At 34.8% G+C, this 23850-nt stretch carries 15 protein-coding genes and 1 tRNA gene; 13 read left to right on the top strand and 3 right to left on the bottom strand.

Annotated elements, in window-relative coordinates:
• Positions 1-468: 468 nt before the first annotated feature.
• From Q4500_RS14605 to Q4500_RS14595, 3 genes are all read right to left on the bottom strand, one after another.
• Entirely contained in the window at positions 469-1935 is a 1467-nt protein-coding gene (locus tag Q4500_RS14605) for a glutamate synthase subunit beta (protein WP_303600361.1), read from the bottom strand.
• A 9-nt stretch (positions 1936-1944) separates the two neighbouring features.
• Positions 1945-6453 (bottom strand): glutamate synthase large subunit, encoded by a 4509-nt coding sequence (gltB, locus tag Q4500_RS14600; RefSeq protein WP_303600360.1) that lies wholly within the window; start codon positions 6451-6453, stop codon positions 1945-1947.
• Between the two features lie 320 nt (positions 6454-6773).
• The gene (locus Q4500_RS14595) at positions 6774-7913 is read right to left on the bottom strand and encodes an acyl-CoA dehydrogenase (RefSeq protein ID WP_303600359.1); all 1140 of its coding nucleotides are present in this window, start codon (positions 7911-7913) and stop codon (positions 6774-6776) included.
• 344 nt (positions 7914-8257) lie between these two features.
• On the opposite strand from Q4500_RS14595, the gene nhaD reads away from it, so the two are divergent.
• From nhaD to Q4500_RS14530, 13 genes are all read left to right on the top strand, one after another.
• A complete protein-coding gene (gene nhaD, locus Q4500_RS14590; protein WP_303600358.1) occupies positions 8258-9628 on the top strand; it encodes a sodium:proton antiporter NhaD in 1371 nt (456 codons plus the stop codon).
• A 52-nt stretch (positions 9629-9680) separates the two neighbouring features.
• Positions 9681-10370, top strand: a complete 690-nt coding sequence (locus Q4500_RS14585; RefSeq protein ID WP_299325225.1) for a MotA/TolQ/ExbB proton channel family protein — start codon at positions 9681-9683, stop codon at positions 10368-10370.
• Between the two features lie 9 nt (positions 10371-10379).
• Positions 10380-10766 carry a biopolymer transporter ExbD gene (locus Q4500_RS14580; protein WP_073247166.1) on the top strand — a complete coding sequence of 129 codons (387 nt, stop codon included), beginning with the start codon at positions 10380-10382 and terminating at the stop codon, positions 10764-10766.
• Positions 10767-11705 (top strand): energy transducer TonB, encoded by a 939-nt coding sequence (locus Q4500_RS14575; RefSeq protein ID WP_303600357.1) that lies wholly within the window; start codon positions 10767-10769, stop codon positions 11703-11705.
• Positions 11702-12913, top strand: coding sequence for a folylpolyglutamate synthase/dihydrofolate synthase family protein (locus Q4500_RS14570; protein WP_303600356.1), 1212 nt, complete (start codon positions 11702-11704; stop codon positions 12911-12913). Before Q4500_RS14575 ends, Q4500_RS14570 begins: the two co-directional genes overlap by 4 nt.
• A 59-nt stretch (positions 12914-12972) precedes the next feature.
• Positions 12973-13047: transfer RNA gene (locus Q4500_RS14565), tRNA-Val, on the top strand.
• A 927-nt stretch (positions 13048-13974) separates the two neighbouring features.
• A complete protein-coding gene (locus Q4500_RS14560) occupies positions 13975-17079 on the top strand; it encodes a TonB-dependent receptor (RefSeq protein WP_303600355.1) in 3105 nt (1034 codons plus the stop codon).
• 18 nt (positions 17080-17097) lie between these two features.
• Entirely contained in the window at positions 17098-18540 is a 1443-nt protein-coding gene (locus Q4500_RS14555) for a RagB/SusD family nutrient uptake outer membrane protein (protein WP_303600354.1), read from the top strand.
• Positions 18541-18559: 19 nt separating this feature from the next.
• The gene (locus tag Q4500_RS14550) at positions 18560-19381 is read left to right on the top strand and encodes a PKD domain-containing protein (RefSeq protein ID WP_303600353.1); all 822 of its coding nucleotides are present in this window, start codon (positions 18560-18562) and stop codon (positions 19379-19381) included.
• A 150-nt stretch (positions 19382-19531) separates the two neighbouring features.
• Positions 19532-20974 (top strand): hypothetical protein, encoded by a 1443-nt coding sequence (locus Q4500_RS14545; protein WP_303600352.1) that lies wholly within the window; start codon positions 19532-19534, stop codon positions 20972-20974.
• A gap of 10 nt (positions 20975-20984) precedes the next feature.
• Positions 20985-21896 carry a polysaccharide lyase family 7 protein gene (locus tag Q4500_RS14540; protein ID WP_303600351.1) on the top strand — a complete coding sequence of 304 codons (912 nt, stop codon included), beginning with the start codon at positions 20985-20987 and terminating at the stop codon, positions 21894-21896.
• A gap of 10 nt (positions 21897-21906) precedes the next feature.
• The gene (locus Q4500_RS14535) at positions 21907-22887 is read left to right on the top strand and encodes a polysaccharide lyase family 7 protein (protein WP_303600350.1); all 981 of its coding nucleotides are present in this window, start codon (positions 21907-21909) and stop codon (positions 22885-22887) included.
• Positions 22888-23107: 220 nt separating this feature from the next.
• Positions 23108-23809 (top strand): FadR/GntR family transcriptional regulator, encoded by a 702-nt coding sequence (locus Q4500_RS14530; RefSeq protein WP_303600349.1) that lies wholly within the window; start codon positions 23108-23110, stop codon positions 23807-23809.
• Positions 23810-23850: the final 41 nt, after the last annotated feature.

The following is a 23850-nucleotide window of genomic DNA, read 5'->3' as shown; positions in this document are numbered from 1 at the left end:
TCAAGTGGGAGAGTAGGTAGCCGCCTTTTTCGAAAGCCCTTTACAGTAATGTAAAGGGCTTTTTTTATACCATAAAACCAACAAAACTATACCGAATAAACACCCTATAAAAGAGTGTGTAGCATTATTACCACTACTACTACTACTACTACTACTAGAATTAAGTTATATAGATAAGTCTGTTAGGATAGTTAATATGGTCCCAATCTTTAGAATAACTTAATAACTGAGATAGGATTATATGCATAAGTGCATTCTTTCTTAGTTTGAATTCATTCCCATTTTGTTCATACTCAACAACGTTAGTTTAAAACCAGACTTGAATAGAAGTAAACTCATTCATCTATTTAATTGGTTCAGCAAAACTAAACTAGATCGGAACTTGTTAGGTGTAACTGTTCTTGGTCTAAATGAAAAAAGCCCCAACTAAATCAATAGTTGGAGCTTTTAATGCTATTTGTAGGAGTATTATACTCTTGGTAAATCACCTTCACCTTTAAGAGGTAAAGCAGTTTCTCCCATTAAGTATTTGTCTACATGATGAGCAGCTTGTCTACCTTCAGATATAGCCCAAACAATTAAAGATTGACCTCTTCTTTGGTCACCAGCAGCAAACACGCCTGCTACATTAGTTTTATAATCATTTTCAGATGCCTTAATATTTGTTCTAGCATCCATTTCTAAACCTAATTGGCTTGCAACAGTATTTTCAGAACCTGTAAAACCTAAAGCTAATAAAGCTAATTCACATTTCCATTCCTTTTCTGTACCAGGAACTTCTTTAAGTTGTGGACGTTGCCCAGGAGTTTTTATCCATTCTACCTCTGAAGTTATTAATCCTGTTAAATTTCCATCGGCATCGCCTATAAATTTCTTTGTAGATATACTGAAGAAACGTTCAGCTCCTTCTTTATGGGAAGAACTTGTTCTTAGTCTCATTGGCCAAAATGGCCAAGGTTGACCTTCTGGTCTTTCTGTGGTAGCCATTGGCATAATTTCAAAATTGGATACAGAAGTAGCTTCATGACGAAAAGAAGTACCAATACAATCAGATCCAGTGTCACCACCGCCTATTACAACTACATCTTTACCAGTAGCTTTAATTTCTTCTCCTAAATCTTTAATGCCGTCTACACGTCTATTATTTTGACCTAGGAAATCCATTGCTTGAACAACACCTTTTAAATCTGAACCTTCAATCGGTAAATTTCTTCTGATGGTAGCACCACCAGTTAATACTATTGCATCAAATTCTTCTTTAAGAGTATCCGCTTTAATATCTACACCTATATGTACTCCGCATTTAAAAGTTATTCCCTCTTCTTTTAGTACATCTAAACGTCTATCGATTACGTTTTTTTCCATTTTGAAATCTGGAATACCATAACGCATTAATCCTCCAGGTTTTTCATCACGTTCAAATACAGTAACATCATGACCCGCTCTGTTCAATTGTTGTGCAGTTGCAAGACCTGCAGGTCCTGAACCTACTACAGCAACTTTCTTACCTGTTTTATTTAAAGGTTGCTTAGCAGTAATCCATCCTTTTTTGAAAGCAGTTTCTACAATATTTTTCTCAATATTTTCAATTGTTACAGGGTCTTCATTAATACCTAGTACGCAAGCTTCTTCACATGGTGCTGGGCATAATCTTCCTGTGAATTCTGGAAAATTGTTTGTTGAATGTAAAATTTCACTTGCTTTTTCCCATTTAGAGCGATAAACTGCATCGTTGAAATCAGGAATTAAATTTCCTAATGGGCAACCACTATGACAAAAAGGGATACCACAATCCATGCAACGAGCACCTTGCTCTTTCATTTCCTTTTCAGGTAATGGTATTGTAAATTCTTTGTAATCTTTTAAACGTTCCTCAACCGGTTCGTATGCTTCAATTTTTCTATCGAATTCCAAAAATCCTGTAATCTTTCCCATATTCCGATCTTAAATAGTTTGTAAATTTTCTTCTTCTAATCTAATTAAAGCTTGTCTGTATTCTTCAGGTAAGACCTTAACGAATTTAGGTAAATATGATTCCCAGTTTTCTAAAATACGTTGTGCTAATGGACTTGATGTAGAGTTATAATGGCTTTCAATTAATTCTTTTAATTGCTCGATATCATTAGCTTCATTGACTTCTAAAAGGTTAAGACCTTCTGTACTGCATCGCTTTTTGAAAGTTTTGTTACTATCTAGTACGAATGCGATACCGCCGCTCATACCTGCACCAAAGTTTCTTCCAACTTCACCAAGAATTACAGCAACACCACCAGTCATATATTCACAACCGTGATCACCAATACCTTCTACTACAGCTTTCGCTCCAGAATTACGAACGCAAAAACGTTCCCCGGCTTTTCCGTTAATATATGCTCTACCAGCGGTAGCGCCATATAAGGTAACGTTACCAGTAATTACATTGTCTTCTGGTACTATCGTTGATTTCTCAGGAACTTTGATAACTAGTTTGGCACCTGAAAGTCCTTTTCCTAAATAATCATTAGTGTTTCCATTAACAATCATTGTAAGTCCTCTTGTAGCAAATGCACCGAAACTTTGTCCTGCAGATCCTGTAAAATTAAGGCGTAGTGTGTTTATTGGTAAGCCTTCTGCGCCATAAGTTTTAGATATCTCGTTACTGATGATTGCACCAACGGCACGATCAGTATTACAAATAGGGTAATCTAAAGTTAATTTCTCTTTTCTGAATAAGGACGGATTAGCTTTTGCTATAATGTCAAACTCTATTGATTTGTCTATATCGTGCTTTTGCTTTTCTGTATTGTAAAATTTAGTTCCTTTTGGTACATCTACTTGATGTAAAATAGGTGTTAAATCAATTCCGGCAGCTTTATAGTGATCAATTACTTTCTTACGATCTAGTTTTTGAACCTGACCTACCATTTCATTGATGGTCTTAAAGCCTAATTGTGCCATAATTTCACGTAACTCTTGGGCTACAAAATACATGTAGTTAACAACGTGTTCTGGCTTACCGTTGAATTTCTTTCTCAATTCAGGATTTTGAGTTGCAATACCTACTGGGCAAGTGTTTAAATGACATACACGCATCATTATACAACCAGATGCCACAAGTGGAGCGGTAGCGAAACCGAATTCTTCGGCACCTAAAAGGCAAGCTACAGCAACATCTCTACCAGTTTTTAACTGTCCGTCACACTCAAGAACTATCCTGTTTCTTAAATCATTTAATACTAGTGTCTGTTGTGCTTCGGCAATACCAAGTTCCCATGGTAAACCACAATGCTTTAATGAAGTTAAAGGAGAAGCTCCTGTACCTCCGTCAAACCCAGAGACTAATACTACATCGGCTTTTGCTTTAGCTACACCGGCAGCAACGGTACCTACACCAACTTCAGAAACCAATTTCACATTAATTCTAGCTTTTCTATTAGCAGATTTCAAATCATAAATAAGTTGAGATAAATCTTCAATAGAATAGATATCGTGATGCGGTGGTGGAGAAATTAACCCTACATAAGGAGTAGAATTTCTTGTTTTTGCAATTTCAGGATTTACTTTCGGTCCTGGTAATTGACCACCTTCGCCTGGTTTGGCACCTTGTGCCATTTTTATTTGAATTTCTTTTGCGTTAGTCAAGTAGTTCGAAGTAACACCAAACCTACCTGAGGCAACTTGTTTTATTGCACTGTTTCTCCAGTCTCCAGTAGAATTTTTATAGAATCTATTTTCATCTTCTCCACCTTCGCCCGAGTTACTTTTGCCACCAATACGGTTCATTGCAATTGCTAAATTCTCATGAGCTTCTTTACTGATGGATCCATAAGACATTGCACCAGTTTTAAACCTTTTTACAATTTCTGTCCATGGTTCAACATCTTCTAAAGGAATAGGATCATAATTAGAGAATTCAAAAAGACCTCTAATTGTCATAAGGTTTTTAGATTGCTCATTAACCATACTCGAGTACTCCTTGTATGTGTCTGGCTCATTATTACGAACAGACTTTTGAAGTTTTGCGATAGATAATGGATTGAACATGTGTTTTTCACCATCTCTTCTCCATCTGTATTCTCCGCCAATTTCTAAATCTAAATTAGCATCGATATGTTTTTTGCTAAATGTTTTATGATGACGTAGTGCAATCTCTTTTTCAATTTGATAAAGACCAATACCTTGAATACGTGTTGGTGTATTCGGAAAATATTTTTCAACCACCTTGGTATTGATACCTATACATTCAAAAAGCTGAGATCCACGGTAAGAGTTCAGCGTTGAAATACCAATTTTGTTCATCACTTTTAAGATGCCTTTTCCGACAGCCTTATTGTAATTTTTAATAGCATCGTCAAACGATATTTCTGTAATATCATGTTCCTCTATTTTCTCTGCAATAATTTCATTAACCAAGTAAGGATTAATAGCACTTGCACCAAAGCCAAATAATAAAGCGAAATGATGTACTTCGCGTGGCTCTGCAGATTCTATTATAACACTTAGTTTAGAACGTTTACCAAGTTTCTGTAATCCACTATTTACAAATGAGCAAGCCAAAAGTGCTGGAATAGGAGCCATTTCTTCTGTAACATTTCTATCTGAAAGAATAATAATGTTTGCTCCCTCATCTACAGCTTTAGATGCTTGATTTAATAATGCTTGTAAAGCATCTTCTAGTCCGTTATGCCCTTGTTTGATAGCATATAACATCGGAATTGATACTACTTTGTAATCTGGACTTACATCGTAATTTTTAATTTTATCCAAATCCTCTTTAGAAATCACAGGATTTTGAATTTTAAGTTTTCTACAGTGTAATTCTGAAAACTCAAATATATTATGGTCACTACCTAAAGTTAAACTGATATCCGTAATCAATTCTTCACGAATACCATCTAAAGGCGGGTTCGTTACTTGAGCGAATAATTGCTTAAAGTAGTTATAAATTAATTGAGGTCGTTGAGATAAAACAGCAATTGGTGTATCTGAACCCATTGAGCCAATTGGTTCTTTACCTGCTTTCGCCATAGGAAGTACTATGGTGTTGATATCTTCTAATGTATAGCCAAATACAGATTTTCTTTTCTCTAAAGTTTCTTCACCTAAAAATAAAGGGCAATCGTTATATGGTATGTCTTTTAAATGAACTAGGTTATCATTAAGCCATTTCTTGTAAGGGAATTTTTGAGCGATGTTCTCTTTAATTTCTTCATCGTTTATAATTCTACCTTCTTCCATGTTCACCAAGAACATCTTACCTGGTTGTAATCTTCCATGAAAATCTACATTTTCAGGAGTGATATCAACAACACCCGTTTCAGAAGACATAACTACATAGTCATCTTTTGTTACTGTATATCTTGAAGGTCTTAGTCCGTTTCTATCTAAAACAGCACCAATAAAGTTACCATCTGTAAAAGGTATAGATGCAGGTCCGTCCCACGGTTCCATCATACAAGAGTGATACTCGTAAAATGCTCTCTTAGCTTCAGACATTTCTGCATTCTTCTCCCATGCTTCGGGTACTAATATCATCATTACTTCTGGTAATGATCTACCTGTCATTAATAATAGTTCAACAACCATATCCATGGTAGCAGAATCTGATTTGCCAGGTAAAATTACAGGTAGTATGTTTTTGATTTCCTCACCGAAGGCATCGCTCTTCAATAATTCTTCTCTAGAGAACATACGGGTAACATTACCTCTTAGGGTGTTTATTTCACCGTTGTGGCACATATATCTAAAAGGTTGCGCCAAATCCCAAGTTGGGAATGTGTTCGTAGAGAAACGTTGGTGTACCAATGCTAATCTAGTTACTACTCTAGAATCCATTAAGTCTGAGTAATATAGGCTAATGTCTAAAGGCATCAATAAACCTTTGAATATAATTATTTTGGTAGATAAGCTAGGTACATAAAAGAACTTGCTTTCAGATAATTTTGATTTTATAATCGTATGCTCAGTTACTTTTCTTGCAATAAAAAGCTTCAGATTAAAATCAAAGTAATTTTGATCTTCGTTCTCTTTAGCTACGAATATTTGTTTTACAAAAGGTTCTGTTTCAGCAGCGATTCTACCAGGTATAGATCTGTTGACCGGTACATCTCTCCACCCTAATAATTTTAAGCCCTGCTTTTTTATATTTTCCTCAAAAACTGAAATACAGAAATCACGTTGATTCTCTTTACGTGGAAAAAAGATATTTCCAACTGCATAATCGCCAGCCTTTGGTAGTTCGAAGCTACACACAGCCTGAAAAAAATCATGTGGTATATCTATTAAAATACCTGCTCCATCTCCTGTCTTACCATCGGCACTTACTGCGCCCCTGTGTTCTAAACGTTCAAGTATCTCTAACGCTTTATGTATAATGTCGTTAGATTTTTTTCCTTTAAGGCTACAAATAAATCCAGCCCCACAGTTATCATGTTCAAATTCCGGTAGATATAATCCTTGCTTCTTCAGTGTCATCCTTTGTGGTATTTCTTCAAAAATATCAATTTAATTGAATTATATTCAATGGTTAGAACTAATTCAAGTAAAAAATTCAACGAAATAAATAAAAGCTTAAAAAATCGATAATTATGGATTTTTAAAACCTTCAATTTATCAGATTGATAAAATTAAGTTAATATTATCGAAAAGGAGGGATGAAGCAGGGGGTAAATTATAGTTTTTGCAACTTTATAACAATTGAGTCTAACTTTATTGAGAGGGTAACAAAGTTAATAAGGGGTTTAAATAAAAACACCCCCATAATGTATGGGGGTGTAAATCGAAAAAGTATATTTTTACTTCAAAATACTTCTTGAAATAACGATTTTTTGTATTTCAGAAGTGCCTTCGTATATCTGTGTAATCTTGGCATCTCTCATTAATCGTTCTACATGGTAATCTTTTACAAAACCGTTTCCGCCGTGAATTTGAACGGCTTCAACTGTAGTTTCCATAGCAACTTTTGATGCGTATAGTTTTGCCATTGCGCCAGAAAGGTCATAATCATTACCATTGTCCTTATCAATTGCAGATTGATATACCAGTAATCGTGCAGCTTGAATTTCGGTGTGCATATCTGCAAGTTTAAATGCGATAGCTTGATGGTTACTAATTTCAGTACCGAAAGCCTTACGTTCTTTAGAGTATTTTAGAGCTAGCTCGTAGGCCCCGGCAGCAATACCTAATGCTTGCGCAGCAATACCAATACGACCACCTGCTAAAGTTTTCATTGCAAATTTGAAACCGAAGCCATCTTCGCCAATTCTATTTTCTTTGGGCACTTTTACATCGTTAAATATTAACGAATGGGTGTCACTACCTCTAATGCCTAATTTATTTTCTTTAGGACCAATTTCAAATCCGGGAGCACCTTTCTCTATAATTAACGCATTTATGCCTCTGTGCTTTTTGTCTTTATCGGTTTGTGCAATTACAATATATGTACTCGCGGTACCGCCATTGGTAATCCAGTTTTTGGTGCCGTTAAGGATATAATGGTCGCCCATATCTATTGCAGTAGTTTTTTGAGATGTAGCATCACTACCAGCTTCTGGTTCAGAAAGGCAAAATGCACCTATTTGTTCTCCTGTAGAAAGTTTGGTAAGATATTTTTCTTTCTGAGCTTCAGAACCAAATTTCTCTAATCCCCAACATACCAAAGAATTATTTACTGACATAACAACTGAAGTCGAAGCGTCAATTTTAGAAATTTCTTCCATGGCTATTACATATGATAATGTGTCAAGACCGCTTCCGCCATATTTCGGATCTACCATCATTCCTAGAAATCCAAGCTCTCCCAATTTTTTAATTTCCTCTGTAGGGAATCTTTGGGCGTCATCACGTTCAATTACTTCTGCTAACAGTTCAGTTTCAGCAAAATCACGTGCAGCTTGTTGTATAAGTTTTTGTTCTTCATTTAATGAAAAATCCATCTAATTGTATATAAAGGTTAACGTATCAAAGATAAAGATATAGTAGTTAAATATTACACTTATAGACCTCCTTTTGACCGATTTTGTAACAATACTATCGTTGTAATATATGATCAGTTCATATTTAACATTTTCTTATGCGTTAAAATGTGGTCACTAAAAACTTGTTAAATTTAGAATAGTATCGATTTAAGTATTTGGAAGTCAAATAACTTCGGTATTATTGTCAATTCATTAGGAATTCACAGACAATTTTAAATATATTTGGAAGATTTATTTTTTAGAATTAGAACCTATATTTATAACTACTAACTACTAACTAGTTACTCAAAAAACCAACTAATATGGAAACCATCATTGTTATTGTTTTTTTGGCAGGATACCTTGCCATTACCTTAGAACACAATCTTAAAATAGATAAATTAATTCCGGCGTTAGCTATGATGGCTATACTTTGGGCACTGATTGCTCTTGGAATAGATGGCTATGATAATTGGTTTGATTCCGCTCATCAAAGTCTTGTAGAAGGGTTTAGTAATTTTGAGCATTTAGATCGAATGCACATGATGGAGGAATCTCTTTTGCATCATTTAGGTAAAACGGCAGAGATTCTTTTCTTTCTTTTAGGAGCGATGACCATTGTTGAAATCATTGATTATTTCGATGGTTTTGCAACTATAAAAGGCTTTATTAAAACAAAGCAGAAAGGAAAATTACTTTGGTTATTTTCAATTTTGGCATTCATATTATCAGCTATAATAGATAACCTTACGGCTACTATAGTTTTAATTACTATACTTCAAAAGGTTATTAAGGATAGAGAAACAAAATTATGGTTTGCTGGTATGATCGTTATTACGGCAAACGCTGGTGGTGCATGGTCGCCTATTGGTGATGTTACCACTACTATGTTGTGGATTGCTAATAGAGTAAGTGCTGGTCAATTGGTTCTTCATGTGCTTTTACCTTCATTAGTTTGTATGTTAGTACCTGTTGTTATTGCAAGTAGGTTTAAAGTGTTTAAAGGTTTAATTGATGGGGAATTAGAAGAGGAGAAATCTAAGTCTAAGTATAGTGGGGTAATGTTGTATTTAGGTCTAGGTGCTATTTTATTCGTTCCTATTTTTAAAACAGTTACACATTTACCACCTTATGTAGGTATGATGTTATCATTGGCTGTTGTAGCGACTTTCGCTGAAATATATAGTAATAAGAAATTTAGCATCTCTTCAGTAGATCAAGAAGGTCAAGATAGTGAAGGGCACCATAGCCCTGTTCACCAATCTTTATCTAAAATAGAATTACCAAGTATATTGTTCTTCTTGGGAATTTTATTGGCGGTAGCCGCTATGGAGTCATTAGGTATACTTTTTAATGCTGCAGGTGCACTAAATGAAGCAATACCCAATACTGATGTTGTAGTATTATTATTTGGTTTAGGGTCAGCTGTTATTGATAACGTACCATTGGTTGCTGCAAGTATGGGAATGTTTAGCGAGCCTTTAGATAATCCGTTATGGCATTTTATCGCTTATTCTGCTGGTACAGGTGGTAGTATGTTGATAATTGGTTCTGCCGCAGGTGTTGTTGCTATGGGTATGGAGAAAATTGATTTTTTCTGGTATCTTAAAAAAATTGCATGGTTGGCATTTGCAGGTTTTATTAGTGGGGCTGTTGTTTTTATTCTATTAAGAGATTTTGTACTTCACGGATAATTTAATTCGCAATTCATCGTTATAAAGGCAAATTCAATACTTAAAGAATACTATGTTATTATTCCAGGATTTGGCTCAAGATGCGAGCGAAGAATTATTGTCTGAAGAGAAAACTCTTTCGGTTATAGATTTAATATTTAATGGTGGTACAGGTAGTGTCATTATTATATCGGTATTATTCATAATGTTGGGCGTAGCTCTATACATCTATTTTGAGCGTTTACTTGCTGTAAATGCAGCATCTAAAATAGATAAGAATTTTATGAATCAAATACGAGATTATGTCACTACGGGTAAATTAGATGCTGCAAAGCTTTTATGTGCTCAGACAGATTCGCCGGTAGCTAGATTGACTGAGAAAGGTGTTTCTCGTATAGGAAAGCCGTTGGATGATATAAATACCGCTATAGAAAACGCTGGTACTCTTGAAGTTTATAAGCTTGAAAAGAATGTGAGTATTCTAGCAACAGTAGCAGGTGCTGCCCCAATGATTGGTTTCTTGGGTACAGTTATCGGTATGATTCTTGCGTTTCATGAAATGGCCAGTAGTGGTGGTCAAGCAGAAATGGGTTCATTGGCATCTGGTATTTATACAGCAATGACAACAACAGTTGCAGGTCTTATTGTAGGTATTATTGCTTACGTGGGGTATAATCATTTAGTGAACAGAACTGATAAGGTGGTTCATAAAATGGAAGCTAACGCTGTAGAATTCTTAGATTTATTAAACGAACCTCTTTAATTTTATACTATGAAATTAAAAGGAAGAAATAAAGTCAGTCCAGACTTTAGTATGTCTTCAATGACAGATATCGTATTCTTGTTATTGGTCTTTTTCATGCTAACCGCAAATTCGCCTAACGCTTTAGATTTATTACTTCCAAAAGCGAAAGGGAAATCTACAAATACCCAAAATGTATCTGTAAGTATAGATAAGAACCTTCAATACTTCGTCAATGATGAACGTATTAATGGGGAGTATATAGAGATAGAATTGAAAAAAGCTTTAGCTGGTCAAGATAGTCCTACTATCATACTTAGAACAGAGGAGAGTGTTGCGATTAAAGAAGCGGTCTATGTTATGGACATCGCAAATAGAAATAATTATAAGGTTATTTTGGCAGTACGCCCGAACTAAATGGCATTTTTAGATACGAAACATAAAAAGAAATCATTGACACTTACCACATTGTTGTTAAGTGCGCTGCTATTGATTCTGTTTTATATCGGTCTAAATTATATGGATCCGCCCGAAGAGAACGGCATCTCTGTGAATTTTGGTACTATGGAATTTGGTAGTGGTAAAGTGCAGCCAAAAGAAAAGATACAATCTGAGCCTTTAGATACTCCTCCCGTTGAAACAACGATTCAAGAAGTTGCAGAAACTGTAGAGGAACCTGTAGAAGAAGTCGAAGAAGCTTCGGCCGAGAAAGAGGCGCCTGCAGAAAAGTTATTGACTCAAGATAATGAAGAGGCTATAAAAATCAATCAGGCAAAAGAAGCTAAAAGTAAGGCTGATGAAGCTGCTGCAGATGCAAAAAGAAAAGCAGAAGCTGCAGAGAATAAGAAAAAGGCTGAAGCAGCAAAAATTGCTAAGCAAAAGAAAGATGCCGAAGACAAGGTGCGCCAAGAGCAAGAAGCTAAAAAGAAAGCTTTAGACGCAATGATGGGCGGTCTTAACAAATCTGACGGCACAGCATCAGGTAGCGAAGGTGATGATAACAAGGCAGGAGATAAAGGTCAGCCAAACGGTGATCCATATGCAACTAGTTATTATGGAAGTCCCGGTAGTGGTATTGGAACTGGTGGTTATGGCTTAAATGGTCGATCATTAGTAAACAAAGGGCAAGTGCAGCAGGAATGTAACGAGTCTGGTAGGGTAGTGGTAAAGATTATTGTAGATCGTAATGGTAAAGTGATAAGTGCTGAGCCAGGTGTAAGAGGTACAACTAATAATAATCCATGTTTGTTAGAGCCGGCCAAGAAAACCGCATTCATGCATAAGTGGAATTTAGATAGCAATGCCCCAAATCAACAAGTTGGTTTTGTTGTAGTAAACTTCAAATTAGGAGAGTGACCTATAAAGAAACATTAGATTGGATGTTTGCACAACTTCCAATGTATCAGAATAAAGGTAAAAGTGCCTTTAATTCAAAACTTGCTGGCATTACTTCATTCGCCCATCATTTAAACAACCCTCATACACAGTTTAAGAGTATTCATGTAGCTGGCACCAACGGTAAAGGGTCAAGTAGTCATCTATTAGCTTCGGTTCTTCAAGAAGCTGGCTATAAAGTAGGTTTGTATACCTCGCCTCATTTAAAAGATTTTAGAGAACGTATTCGTATTAATGGGAATAAGGTAGCTAAGCGTTGGATAGTTGAATTTATTCAAGAGAATCAAGTATATTTTTCTGAAAATAAGTTGTCATTTTTTGAAATGACTGTTGGTATGGCATTTTCATATTTTGCTCAAGAAAAGGTTGATATAGCAATTATTGAAGTGGGCTTGGGCGGTAAGCTCGATTCTACGAATATTATTAAGCCAGAGGTTAGTCTGATAACAAATATTGGTTTAGACCATGTTGATATGCTCGGTGATACTATCGTTAAAATTGCAGGCGAGAAAGCAGGTATTATAAAATCGGGGGTTCCAGTGGTAATAAGTGAGTATAATATTGAAACAGCACAGGTATTTAATTTAGTCGCAAAAGATAATAATGCTAAAATAATTTTTGCTGAAGATTCTAATTATCCTGATTATGAAATCGGTTTGTTAGGTTCTTATCAGAAGAAAAATATAAAAGGAGTACTTGCAACTTTAAATACCTTATCTGGTTTCGTAATAACTGAAAGTAATATAGTTCAAGGATTGATAGGTGTCGTAGATAATACACAACTTATGGGGCGGTGGCAGCAAATTGGTTCAGACCCTATAATAATTTGTGATACAGCACATAATAAAGAAGGTATTTTGCTTGTCATGGAACAAGTAAAAAAACAGAAATATGACGAATTACATATTGTAATCGGCTTTGTAAAGGATAAGGATATTAATAAAATATGTACCCTTTTTCCTAAAAAGGGTACATATTATTATTGTAAGCCAAAAAATTTTAGGGGACTTGATGAAAATAAATTAGCAAGTGTATTTTCTGATTTAGGTTATAAGGGTGAAGTTTATAAGTCTGTAAATAAGGCTTTTAAAGCGGCAAAAAAACGAGCTAAAAAGAATGATTTCATTTATGTTGGCGGTAGTAATTTTGTAGTAGCTGAAGTTCTTTAAATTTTTATTGATTTTTCTTTTGTGAAATGTAAAAGTATTATATATTTGCACCCCCATTGGGGCTCTTAGCTCAGTTGGTTCAGAGCACCTGCCTTACAAGCAGGGGGTCACTGGTTCGAATCCAGTAGGGCCCACAGGTTAAAAGGCTTTCATGAAAATGAAAGCCTTTTTTTGTTTTTAGACCTTTCCTAGTACAGAATTTCTTCAGTATTTAATTACATTTTTACCAGTCCAGATTTTATTTTTCTTGTACCCTCTTTTTCTATGATAAATTTTAAAATTATAGATACATCATTCATCTTTTAATTCATATTATAAATTGACTAGGTTAATTTAATATCAGTATTTGTAAAAGGATAACTATAGAGCGTTTTGCACTTAATAGTTTAAAAGACCTTTATTCTTGTGTAGAGGCATTTAAGAAGCAGCATGTTGCTTTTAAGAGACAAAAGTGATAACAATCACAAAATATACTATTCTTTTATCTTATTTCTCAATTATCTAACAATGCTATTGGCTGTTAGATGCATTTCAGCCCGTGGAATCGTAATGAAATAGGGTGTTTGATCGTGATTTGTGTAATTATGATATGAAGTTCTATTTATTATCAATTGCGCAATATAAGTAGGTTTATTTACATAAAATCACAATAAAATAGCCTTTAAATCATTAAAGTAATTTTTTTTAACAATATAATAACATATATTTGGTAAACCAGTTTGACGAACCAATTTGGTAAACCAGTTAAAAAATATAATTATGAAACAAGTAATAACTAAAATAAAAGAAATGAAACGCTAAGAGAATTGCATAAAAAAAGGACGGGTGCTCGCCCATCCTTTTAGATTAAAAATTACTTCGTTTTGAAGGGAAGTAAAGAAGAAACATGTAAATATTGCTAAATACACATTTCCTGTAAAAATAGGAATTTTCATTGATTTAATATGGAAGCTTGAGTATTGGCAAATTGAAGATCATGATGCGAAATATGTAATCGCATTTTAAGTAGATCAAAAAGATGGCTAAAGCCAATTCAATAGAACTAACTTAATTTAACACAGATGAATTTTAAACTAAAAATTTTTATGGTTGTAATGTTGCTGGTCAACATTCAATTATTTGCACAAGATACCTATGATCTATCAGGTACGGTAACAGATGCAAACAATGTGCCAATACCTGGCGCAAATATTGTTGTTGCAAATACAACAAGAGGTACTCAAAGTGATTTTGACGGAAATTTCACCATTCAGGTAACCAGTGGTGATATGTTACGTTTCTCTTATATAGGTTATACAACAGAAACAATAGCTATTGTAGCTCAAAAAACTGTAGGTGTTACTTTGAAAGAAGATGCAAGTCAGCTTGATGAAGTAGTAGTAGTAGGGTATGGTACCCAGAAGAAATCTACAATTACAGGTTCTATTTCTAAGGTGACGAATGAAACTTTGGATCAAATTGCGGTATCAAGGGTTGATGACGCTTTAATAGGTCAGGTATCTGGGGTGAACATTCAGGCAACAAACGCTGAAGCTGGTGGAGCACCGACCATTACTATTAGAGGTATTGGTTCGGTAACTGCTGATTCTGGTCCTGCATTGGTAATTGATGGGGTTGTAGTAAGTTCAGAGTTTCTTGGTAACCTTGATATGAATGATGTAGAATCTTTTGAGGTATTAAAAGATGCTGCCTCTGCTGCAATTTATGGTAGTGAAGGTTCTAACGGTGTAATTTTAATTACTACCAAAAGCGGTAAGGCCGGTAAAACTAAATTCAGCTATCAGACTTACACAGGTATTAAAAGTGCCCATGGTAGTGATGATTACAGAAAAAGTGTATCTGAATGGGCTAAAATAGAACAAGCTGCAACAGGTACTCTTTCAAATGAAACTCAGTATGCGCAATTGTTAGTGCAGGCTACAGGTGTTGATAGAGATTGGCAAGATGTTTTCTTTGACGGAGGTGCTATAACTAGTCATTCTTTATCTGCTAGAGGTGGTTCGGAAGATACTAAGTTTAGTACATCTTTAAGGTATCTTCATGATGAAGGTGTTGTTATTACAGATGACTATAAATTGTTCTCTGCTAATATGAAAGTGGATTCAAAAATTGGTGAAAGAGCAAGATTTGGTATTAGAGCTACTCCTTCTTATACAAAACAAAGAAGATTGCCAACTTCTATTCATAATCCTACACGTCAATCTCCATGGTTACCTATTTATCATACAGAAGAATCACTTCAGTTTATAAATAGAGATGTTTATCCAGATGTTGGAGTTGGTGATTACTTTTACGAAAACCATTTAGTAGAATTGGATATTAATGGTGATGGTAGTGATAGTAGACCTCGTACTTCTGGGGATTCTAACCCATATGCTCAATATGTGGAAAGAGAGCATTTTGAATATAATACTAAATTATTTGGATCTACATACTTAAGTTATGAGCTATTAGATGGTCTTACGGCTAAAACGCAATTAGGTGTTACTCTTGAGCAAAGAAAGAGAACTAGATATGATGGTACAAAACATCACGCAAGTGGTAATTCAAGAGCTTCATATTATTTAGCTAATAGATTTAGAACAAGGGTTATTTCTGATAATACTTTGAACTATACAAAGACATTTGGTGATGATCACGATTTAAACTTGTTATTAGGGGCTACTATACAGAAAAGAAAATCTGAAGAGAGTATTACTACTGGTAGTGGTTTTTCTAATGATTTACTTAAAAACTTTCAAGGAGCTACTTTAGTTGATCTTCCTACAGAAACCAATACAGAGCTTAAAAAGTTAGGATACTTTGCAAGAGTTAACTACGCATATAAAGGAAAGTATTTAGTGAATGCTTCTTTTAGACGAGATGGTAGTTCTGTATTTGGTATAGATTCTAAATGGGGTAACTTCCCTGCGGTATCTTTAGGTTGGAACGTTGCTAAAGAAAATTTCTTATTGAATAGCGATGTTGTAAATACCATGAAGTTTAGAGCTAGTTATGGTCTTACAGGGGCTGAAAACTTTAATGTAGGTGATGCTATTGTAAATGCTTGGCCTTACTTAGCGTTATTGCAGAATTCAAATTCTATAGATGATGGCAGTATTGCAGCCGGTGTATCTCCACTAAATATTGCTAACACATTATTACAATGGGAAGCTTCAAAGGAATTGACTGTTGGTTTGGATTATGGCTTCTTTAATAATAGAATCTCTGGTTCTATTGATTACTACGAAAGAACAAGTGATGAGTTGTTATTGAACAACCCGGTTTCTTATATATCAGGGTTTAATAGTGGTATTGTTAATTTAGGTGAAGTTCAAAACAAAGGTGTTGAACTTGAGTTAAGAACTAGAAATGTTTCTAACGAAAATTTCTCTTGGAATTCAACTTTAATAGCATCTACAAATAAAAATGAATTATTAAGCTTTGGAGATTCTAACAACGCCTTAATAGAAGATTCTTACGGTAGAAACTCTCAATGGATCAACAGAATTGGAGAGCCTATTTCATCTTTCTGGGGTTACGTAGTTGATGAAGAGGCTTTTGATGAGACTTCTTTTAGAACAACATATGTTGACAGTCCTTGGAATAGAATTAATGGTCAGTCTGATGATACGATTGTTAAGGATTTAAATGGGGATGGATTAATTACAGAGGAAGATAAAACTATTTTGGGTAGTCCTTATCCAGATTTGGTTTACAGTTTCACTAACGAATTTAAATTCGGAAATGTTGATTTTTCTTTTATGGTTCAAGGTAGCTTAGGAGCTCAGGTTAATAATATTGGAGATCAATATTTCTACAACTGGTTTGGTAATAGAACAAGAAGTGGTGGTGAGTTAGAAGCGGTAGCTAATGGTCTAGTATCTGATGTTTCGTTCATTCAAGAAAAAGTATTGACAAGTGATGTTATTGCAAGTGCGGATTATTTCTCTTTACGTAACGTTAATCTTGGTTATAATTTTTCAAAAGATGTAGCAGAACGTATAGGAGTAAGTGGCTTAAGAGTTTATGCAACTGCACAGAATTTACTATATATCACTGCAGATGATTATCATGGTTTCAATCCAGAGCATATAGATGGTAGTGATCCAAGAGCTTATGGTTCTCAAAGAGCAGGTACACCAATATTTAGAACGGTTACAGTTGGTCTTAACGTTGATTTTTAATCTAAAAACAAACAAACGATGAAACATATAAAATATTTAATAGTTGCAGTAACGGTATCCGTATTTGTTTCCTGTGATACTGAAGAGTTTTTAAACCCATTGCCAGATACGGCAGTTGCTGTAGACGGATTTTTTCAATCTGATGCAGATGTACTGTCTGGGGTATATGGTATATACGATGCCTTGCAAGGGGTAAATAGTAATACACAATCAAATATTGGTGATTATAATAGAGGTGTACAATTTGAGCATCTTTTAACAGAGCATAGAACCGATAATACAAGAAATGCAACACTTGAAGGTTCTAAAGCTGATTTTCACAGATACGTTGTAAATGCTAATAATGTAGAATCTGAGGATTATTATGCTTCTATGTATGAAGTAATTTTTAGAGCCAACAACATCTTGGATTTTATTGATGTAGCAGATGAAAGCAATCAGGCTAAATATGCTGCAGAAGCAAAATTTTTGAGAGCGTATGCTTACTTTAAGTTAGTAAGGATGTTTGGTGATGTGCCATTGGTTACGACTGTAGTAGGTCCTACTGATAATGAAGCGTTGTTTACTAGAATTCCAGAAGCTCAAGTTTATGAGCAGATCATAGCAGACTTACAAGAAGCTGCGAGTGTTTTAGATAATTCGTCTAAATCAAGAGCATCTAAAGCTGCGGCACAAGGTATTTTGGCTAAAGCATATTTGTCATTGGCATCTCCTAATTATGCGGCTGCACAGCAATTATGTGAGTCAATAGTTAATAGTGGTGCATTTAGTTTAGAGAGTGATTTTCACGATGTTTTTTATAGTGAATTGAATAATGAAATCATTTTTGCTATTCAGTACGAAACTGGTAACAGTGCAGAAAGTCAGAGTTTTTCATCTGAATTTACTTCTTCAACTCGTGCAGGATCAGAGGATGGCCAAAATATTGTGAATGAAAATTTAGTATTGGATTTTGCTGCATATGGTGGTGATAGAACAGCTGAATCATACATTACTTTTGGTACATCAAATGAAGTAATTAAATTTCTACCGGAAGGTTCTGATATTACGACTACACCACCTTCTTATGGTCCTAGTGCCCGTGATGCAGGTAATGATTATATCGCTTTACGTTATGCTGATGTTCTTTTAATGCATGTAGAGGCTATAATGGCAGGTTCTGCATCAACAACAAATGCCGCAGCATTAGCTTCTTTTCAAGCGGTTAGAGATAGAGCTGGTTTACCGGCAACTGTTTCAACCATTACTAAAGAAGATCTTTTAGTGGAAAGAAGAGTGGAATTAGCATTTGAGAATCAACGTTGGTTCGATTTACTAAGGTTTGGCGTTGCTGAAGCTGTACTAAGTGCTCATTCTGCTGAAATGGGATATGTATTTGATGCTAGAAAATTATTATTGCCAATTCCGGCAAGAGAAATAAATATAAGCGGCGGACTTTTGACGCAAAACCCGGGATATTAAATTTTAAAACTTTTAAACTATGAAAATTAAACAAAATATTTTCCGAAAAACAACTCTGTTACTCTTTAGTATAGTAATTACAAGTTCTTTTGTTGGTTGTGTTGGTTCAGATACTTTTAGAGATGATTTGCCAGATTCTAATTCAAAGGCAGATACGATATTTCCAGAAGCTAATTTTGATTATACGGCGGATCAAACAGATTTTACTATAATAAATTTTACTGATCTTTCAACTGAAGCGTCTTCCTATTTATGGGATTTTGGTGGCGGTGAAACTTCTACAGATCGTGATCCTACATTTCAGTTTTCTGGTGAAGGTACATTTCCTGTTACTTTGGTTTCAAGTGATGGTAATGGTGTTACATCAACTGTTACATTAGATGTTGTGGTTGTAGATGAGTTGGTAGCGGCTTTTCAGTGTCCAGATTTCTTGTGTGATCCAAGAACACCTTGGGCCGGTGTAGATAGGGGAACTACTAGTTCTTACTCTGCAAGTTCTTCGCCAACACCACCAGAAGATAATGGTGCGGCTAAACTAAGTAGCAGTTCTAACTTTCTTGATCAAAGCATCCGTGTGGTTTCTGGTGCAACTTATGAGATAACGTTCTGGTATGTAAGTAAAACTACCGGTACTTCTGCAGGTACATTATTAATAGAAGATGCAGATACAGGAGATGATTTTCTTTTACAAGAAATTCCGTTAACTGATCAAGCTTCATCATACGTTCAAACATCATTCTCTTTTACAACAGGTGATGATACAGAGAACATGAGATTTAATATTGAATATGCAGGAACAGAATGTAGATTCTCTAAAATTAGTATTGATAGACTGAATTAGTGAAAATTCTTGAAAATGTAATTTAAAAATGCCACTGCAGTTAACAGTAGTTTCATTTTTAGATTACACTTCAAGACATCATGTATATTCTTGAACAGAAATTTAAATTGTTTAAGAAGCATCTAACAAAAAATAAAAAAATATAATATTATGAGTTTAATTAAAAAAGGAATAAGTGCCCTTTTGATAACTGGTCTTATCATGTCATGTGATGAAGATGGTTATGAGCCAATTGAGCCAGTTGATTCTTCTGGTGGTTCTATTGGAAGCGTATTTTCAAGTTTTGATGTATCAGCTAGTGGAGATGGTACCATTGTTACGGTAACACCGTTAACTGTTGGTGTAGATTCGTACGTAATTGATTTTGGTGATGGTAGTACACCGTTAACAGCATTGCAAGGAGAATCCGCTACATATGATTATTCTAATGTTGAAGCATCTGCAGACTATACCATAACCGTTACGACTAAAGCTTCAGGGCAAACTGATCTGGTTAAAACTGAAGATATTACGGTAGAGCATACTGTGCAATCTATTGACAGTGCTCCTGCGTCACCAGAAGTTAAAAGATATAATCTTTTAAACATTTTTACAGACGCTAGTTCTGTTGGTACAGCGGGTACAGGTGGTAAGGCTGTAATTTTGGATTCAGGAAACAATCTATTGGAATTTTCTAGACTACATAGTGATGTAGGTGAATTTGCTTTAAGTGATGAGGTGGTTGCAGCAGACGCATTCTATAGCGGTGTTGGATCAAATGATATTCATTTTGATGTATATTCTGAGTTTGCTACAGGTATAGACAAATTAAAAATAACTTTGGTAGATAGTACAAATGGTACTAGTCATGTAATTGATGATTTAGATTTAACAGATGGTGAGTGGTCAGGTTTTGATTTAGACTTGGCTACAGATTTTTCATCTCCTGTATCGCAATTTGAAACAATCCTTTTTGAATTAGGAAGTACGGGTACAGCAAATGATCATGCAACAATTACGGTAGACAATATTTATATGTCAAGAATGACAGGTTCTTCTATTTTGAACGGTGATTTTGAAGATGGTCAAGATTTTTGGAAATGGACAACATTTACGGATGGGGAAACTAATCCTTTTGGTTCTAGTTCAGATGGTTCTAACCAAGATTATGATGGAGTTGATACGGGTAGTAAAACAAGAGGGGCAAAATGGTCATCAAGTCAATCTGGTGGTGATTTAAGAACTTCTAGTTCTAGATATGCATATCAAGAGCTTAATTTGGTTCCTGGTGCAGATTATATTTTAGAATATCAATATGCAATAAAGGACGATAGTGGTACCGATCCAATTGGTGGTAGAAAAATAGTAGGACTAATTCTAGATGGTCAGTATGATGATGGTGCAGATGCTGTTGACAACATAGGGGATAATTTAGGATTTAACGAAGGCTATGTAGCAGAAGGTAAGTTCTCAGATACCACAGATGGTGCAGGTACCTTAGTGCAGATTCCTTTTACTGCAAATGACAGTGGAGAAGTTGCTATAATGTTCTATGCGGTAACACCAAAAGATGCATACATAGATAATGTGAAGGTTCGTTCAGTGAATCCATAATTTGTAATTCATGCAAAACACCCGAAAAGGAATATTGGTATTTTTAGTATTACTATTTCTATCTGTAAACGCTACTTCTCAAAATCAGAAAAGTAGCGTTTCAGAATCGGATGTAAAACTTAAAAAATCCAAGAAAAGAAAGAAGAAAGTTAAGCTACCGGAAATTGATTTAAGTAACTGGAAGGTTACAATACCAGAAGGTAGTGGTAAAGGAGGGGCAATAAGTGTAGCACCGCCAGAGATTTTGAATTATGCTACAAATGAGGTGCTGAAACCTTACATGTACAATGATTCTACAAAAGGAGCTCTCACTTTTTATGCGTATCCAACAACTGCAACAACTGCCAACACTAAATATTCTAGGTCAGAATTAAGAGAACAAATGGCTCCAGGAAATGACAATGTAAATTGGACATTTAAGCAAGGGGGCACTTTAAAGGCAAAACTGTCAGTTGATGAGGTTTCAAGAGATAAGAATGGTAAATATCATAAAGTAATCATTCTACAAATTCATGGTAGGTTGACCAATGATCAAAAAGATTTAATCAAGCAAAAAGACAATAATGCGCCGCCGGTATTAAAGGTATATTGGCAGAATGGTAAAATTAGAGTCAAAACAAAAAAATTAAAATATGCAGATGTAAATGCTCTTGGCATATTGCATGAAGAAGCTTGGACAGATGATGAAGGATTCAATTTTGAAGAAGAAGTAGGTTTCGGTAAGTTTCAAATTGAAGTGAAAGTTACAGATGGTAAAATGGTAGTCTCATTAAATAAAACAGAATTCGCCGTTTACGATGATTTCAATATGAAAAGATGGGGTGTATTTGAAAATTACTTTAAAGCTGGTAATTATTTTCAAAGCAGAGATAAAGGTTCATTTGCCAAGGTCAGTTTTTATGAACTTGAAGTAAAGCATTAATAAGAATTATATGATTACAAATTATATTTTACGTTTTTGTAAACCAACGATAGCAAATTATTTTTTTGCTTTTGCAATGGCATTTGCCGTTGTAGGTTGTAGTAACGATGCAGAAACGGCAGAAGAGGAAATTGTTCAGGAAGAAGAAGTGGTTGAAGAAGAGGTAGAGGCAACTCCTGAACCAGAAGAGGAAGTGGTTATTGAAGAAGAACAGGTAGAAGGAGTGGACTTTTTTTTGCCGAGTATTGATTTGAGCAATTGGAAAGTAACATTGCCAATTGGTAGTCCTGATGAAGTGGAGCCGCCAGAGATTATAGATTATGCAACAGATGAAAGGTTGATACCTTATATGTATAATGATTCTACTGATGGTTCTTTGGTATTTTACACAACACCAGGTTCTTCAACAGCTAATTCATCTTACTCAAGAACAGAATTAAGAGAACAAATGGTGCCTGGTAGTAATAGTACTAATTGGACTTTTACAGAAGGTGGTCGAATGAAGGGCACTTTATCCGTGCCAGAAATTACTACAGATGCTGGTGGTGATTTTCATAGAACTTTGGTCATGCAAATTCACGGTAGATTAACAAATGATCAAAGAGATTTAATAGGGGAAGATGATAATAATGCTCCTCCAATGTTGAAAATTTATTGGCAGAAAGGCAAAGTAAGAGTGCTTACTAAAAAGCTTAAGGACCTTAATGCTACAGACGAAGAGATTTTGCATACAGATGCTTGGGAAGATAATGAAGGACATACTTTCTCAGAGAATATAGGTGCTAATACATTTACTCTAGAGATTATTTCTTCAGACGGTAGGTTGGAGGTGATTTTAAACGAAACCGATTCCGTTGTCTATGAAGATATACATATGCAAAAGTGGAGCGTTTTTGAAAATTATTTTAAAGCGGGTAATTATTTGCAAACCCTAGATGCTGGCGCATCAGCCAGAGTAAAATATTACGAGTTAGAAGTCACTCATGAGTGATATAAGATAAATATACCTAGTATAAATAAGAAAGTTGTTTGAGTTAGATTTGTTGAAATGAGTTTACCAGTCTTTTTTAAGGCTGGTAAATTTCATTAACATTCGCTGTTTTGAAATATGTAATTATCGTTAAAAATAAAACTTCTTATTTTAGCAAGTGGTTATTATGGTTTTAGGTGAACGAATTTGGTAATCAATTTTCCTTTAAAGCAAGTTATATATGAAATTAGAAATCCTCACAAGGACTGAAAATCAGGAAATACAAAATGAGATTATAGTTCAGCTTAGAGATTTAATGAATAATAAAAATCTTGAACCTGGTGATAAATTGCCGTCTGAAAGAATGCTTTCAGATAAATTCGGAGTTAGTCGAAGCAATGTTAGAGAAGCAATTCAGAAATTAGAATTTTATGGAATTTTAATTTCAAAGCCTCAAAGTGGAACTTTTGTAGCAGATATAGGTCAGATTGCTATGAACGGTATGGTGAACGATATTCTGCGCCTAGAAGAACCTGATTTTAAATCATTGGTAGAAACTAGAATTCTTCTTGAACTAAAAACCGTAAGGCTTGCGGCTAGAAGAAGAACAGATACAGATTTAAAGCAATTGAAAAGTGCTTTGGATGCTTATCGTAAAAAGGTCGAGAATGGTGAAGATGCAGTACAGGAAGATTTGCTATTTCATTTGGCTATAGCAAAAGCTAGCGGAAACAGTACTATGAACACTTTCATGCTTATTATTACACCAGAAATACTTACAAATTTTGAGAAGTACCATGTTTGTGATAAAAATATGGCATTTAGAGGGATAGAAGAGCATCAAGATATTTTTGACGCTATAGAGGAACAGAATCCGCAATTGGCGAAAGCAAAAATGAAAGTTCATTTTAAGAACTTATATCAATTTTGCTATAACATTTAGAAGAATAAGCTAAATAGTTATTGCCTACTAATCTTCGAAAT

This window comes from Maribacter sp. 1_MG-2023 (assembly GCF_030547005.1).
In the GTDB taxonomy this organism is placed as follows: Bacteria; Bacteroidota; Bacteroidia; order Flavobacteriales; family Flavobacteriaceae; genus Maribacter.
The sequence above is the reverse complement of the archived record's forward strand: the minus strand, read 5'-3'. Positions and strand labels throughout refer to the sequence as shown.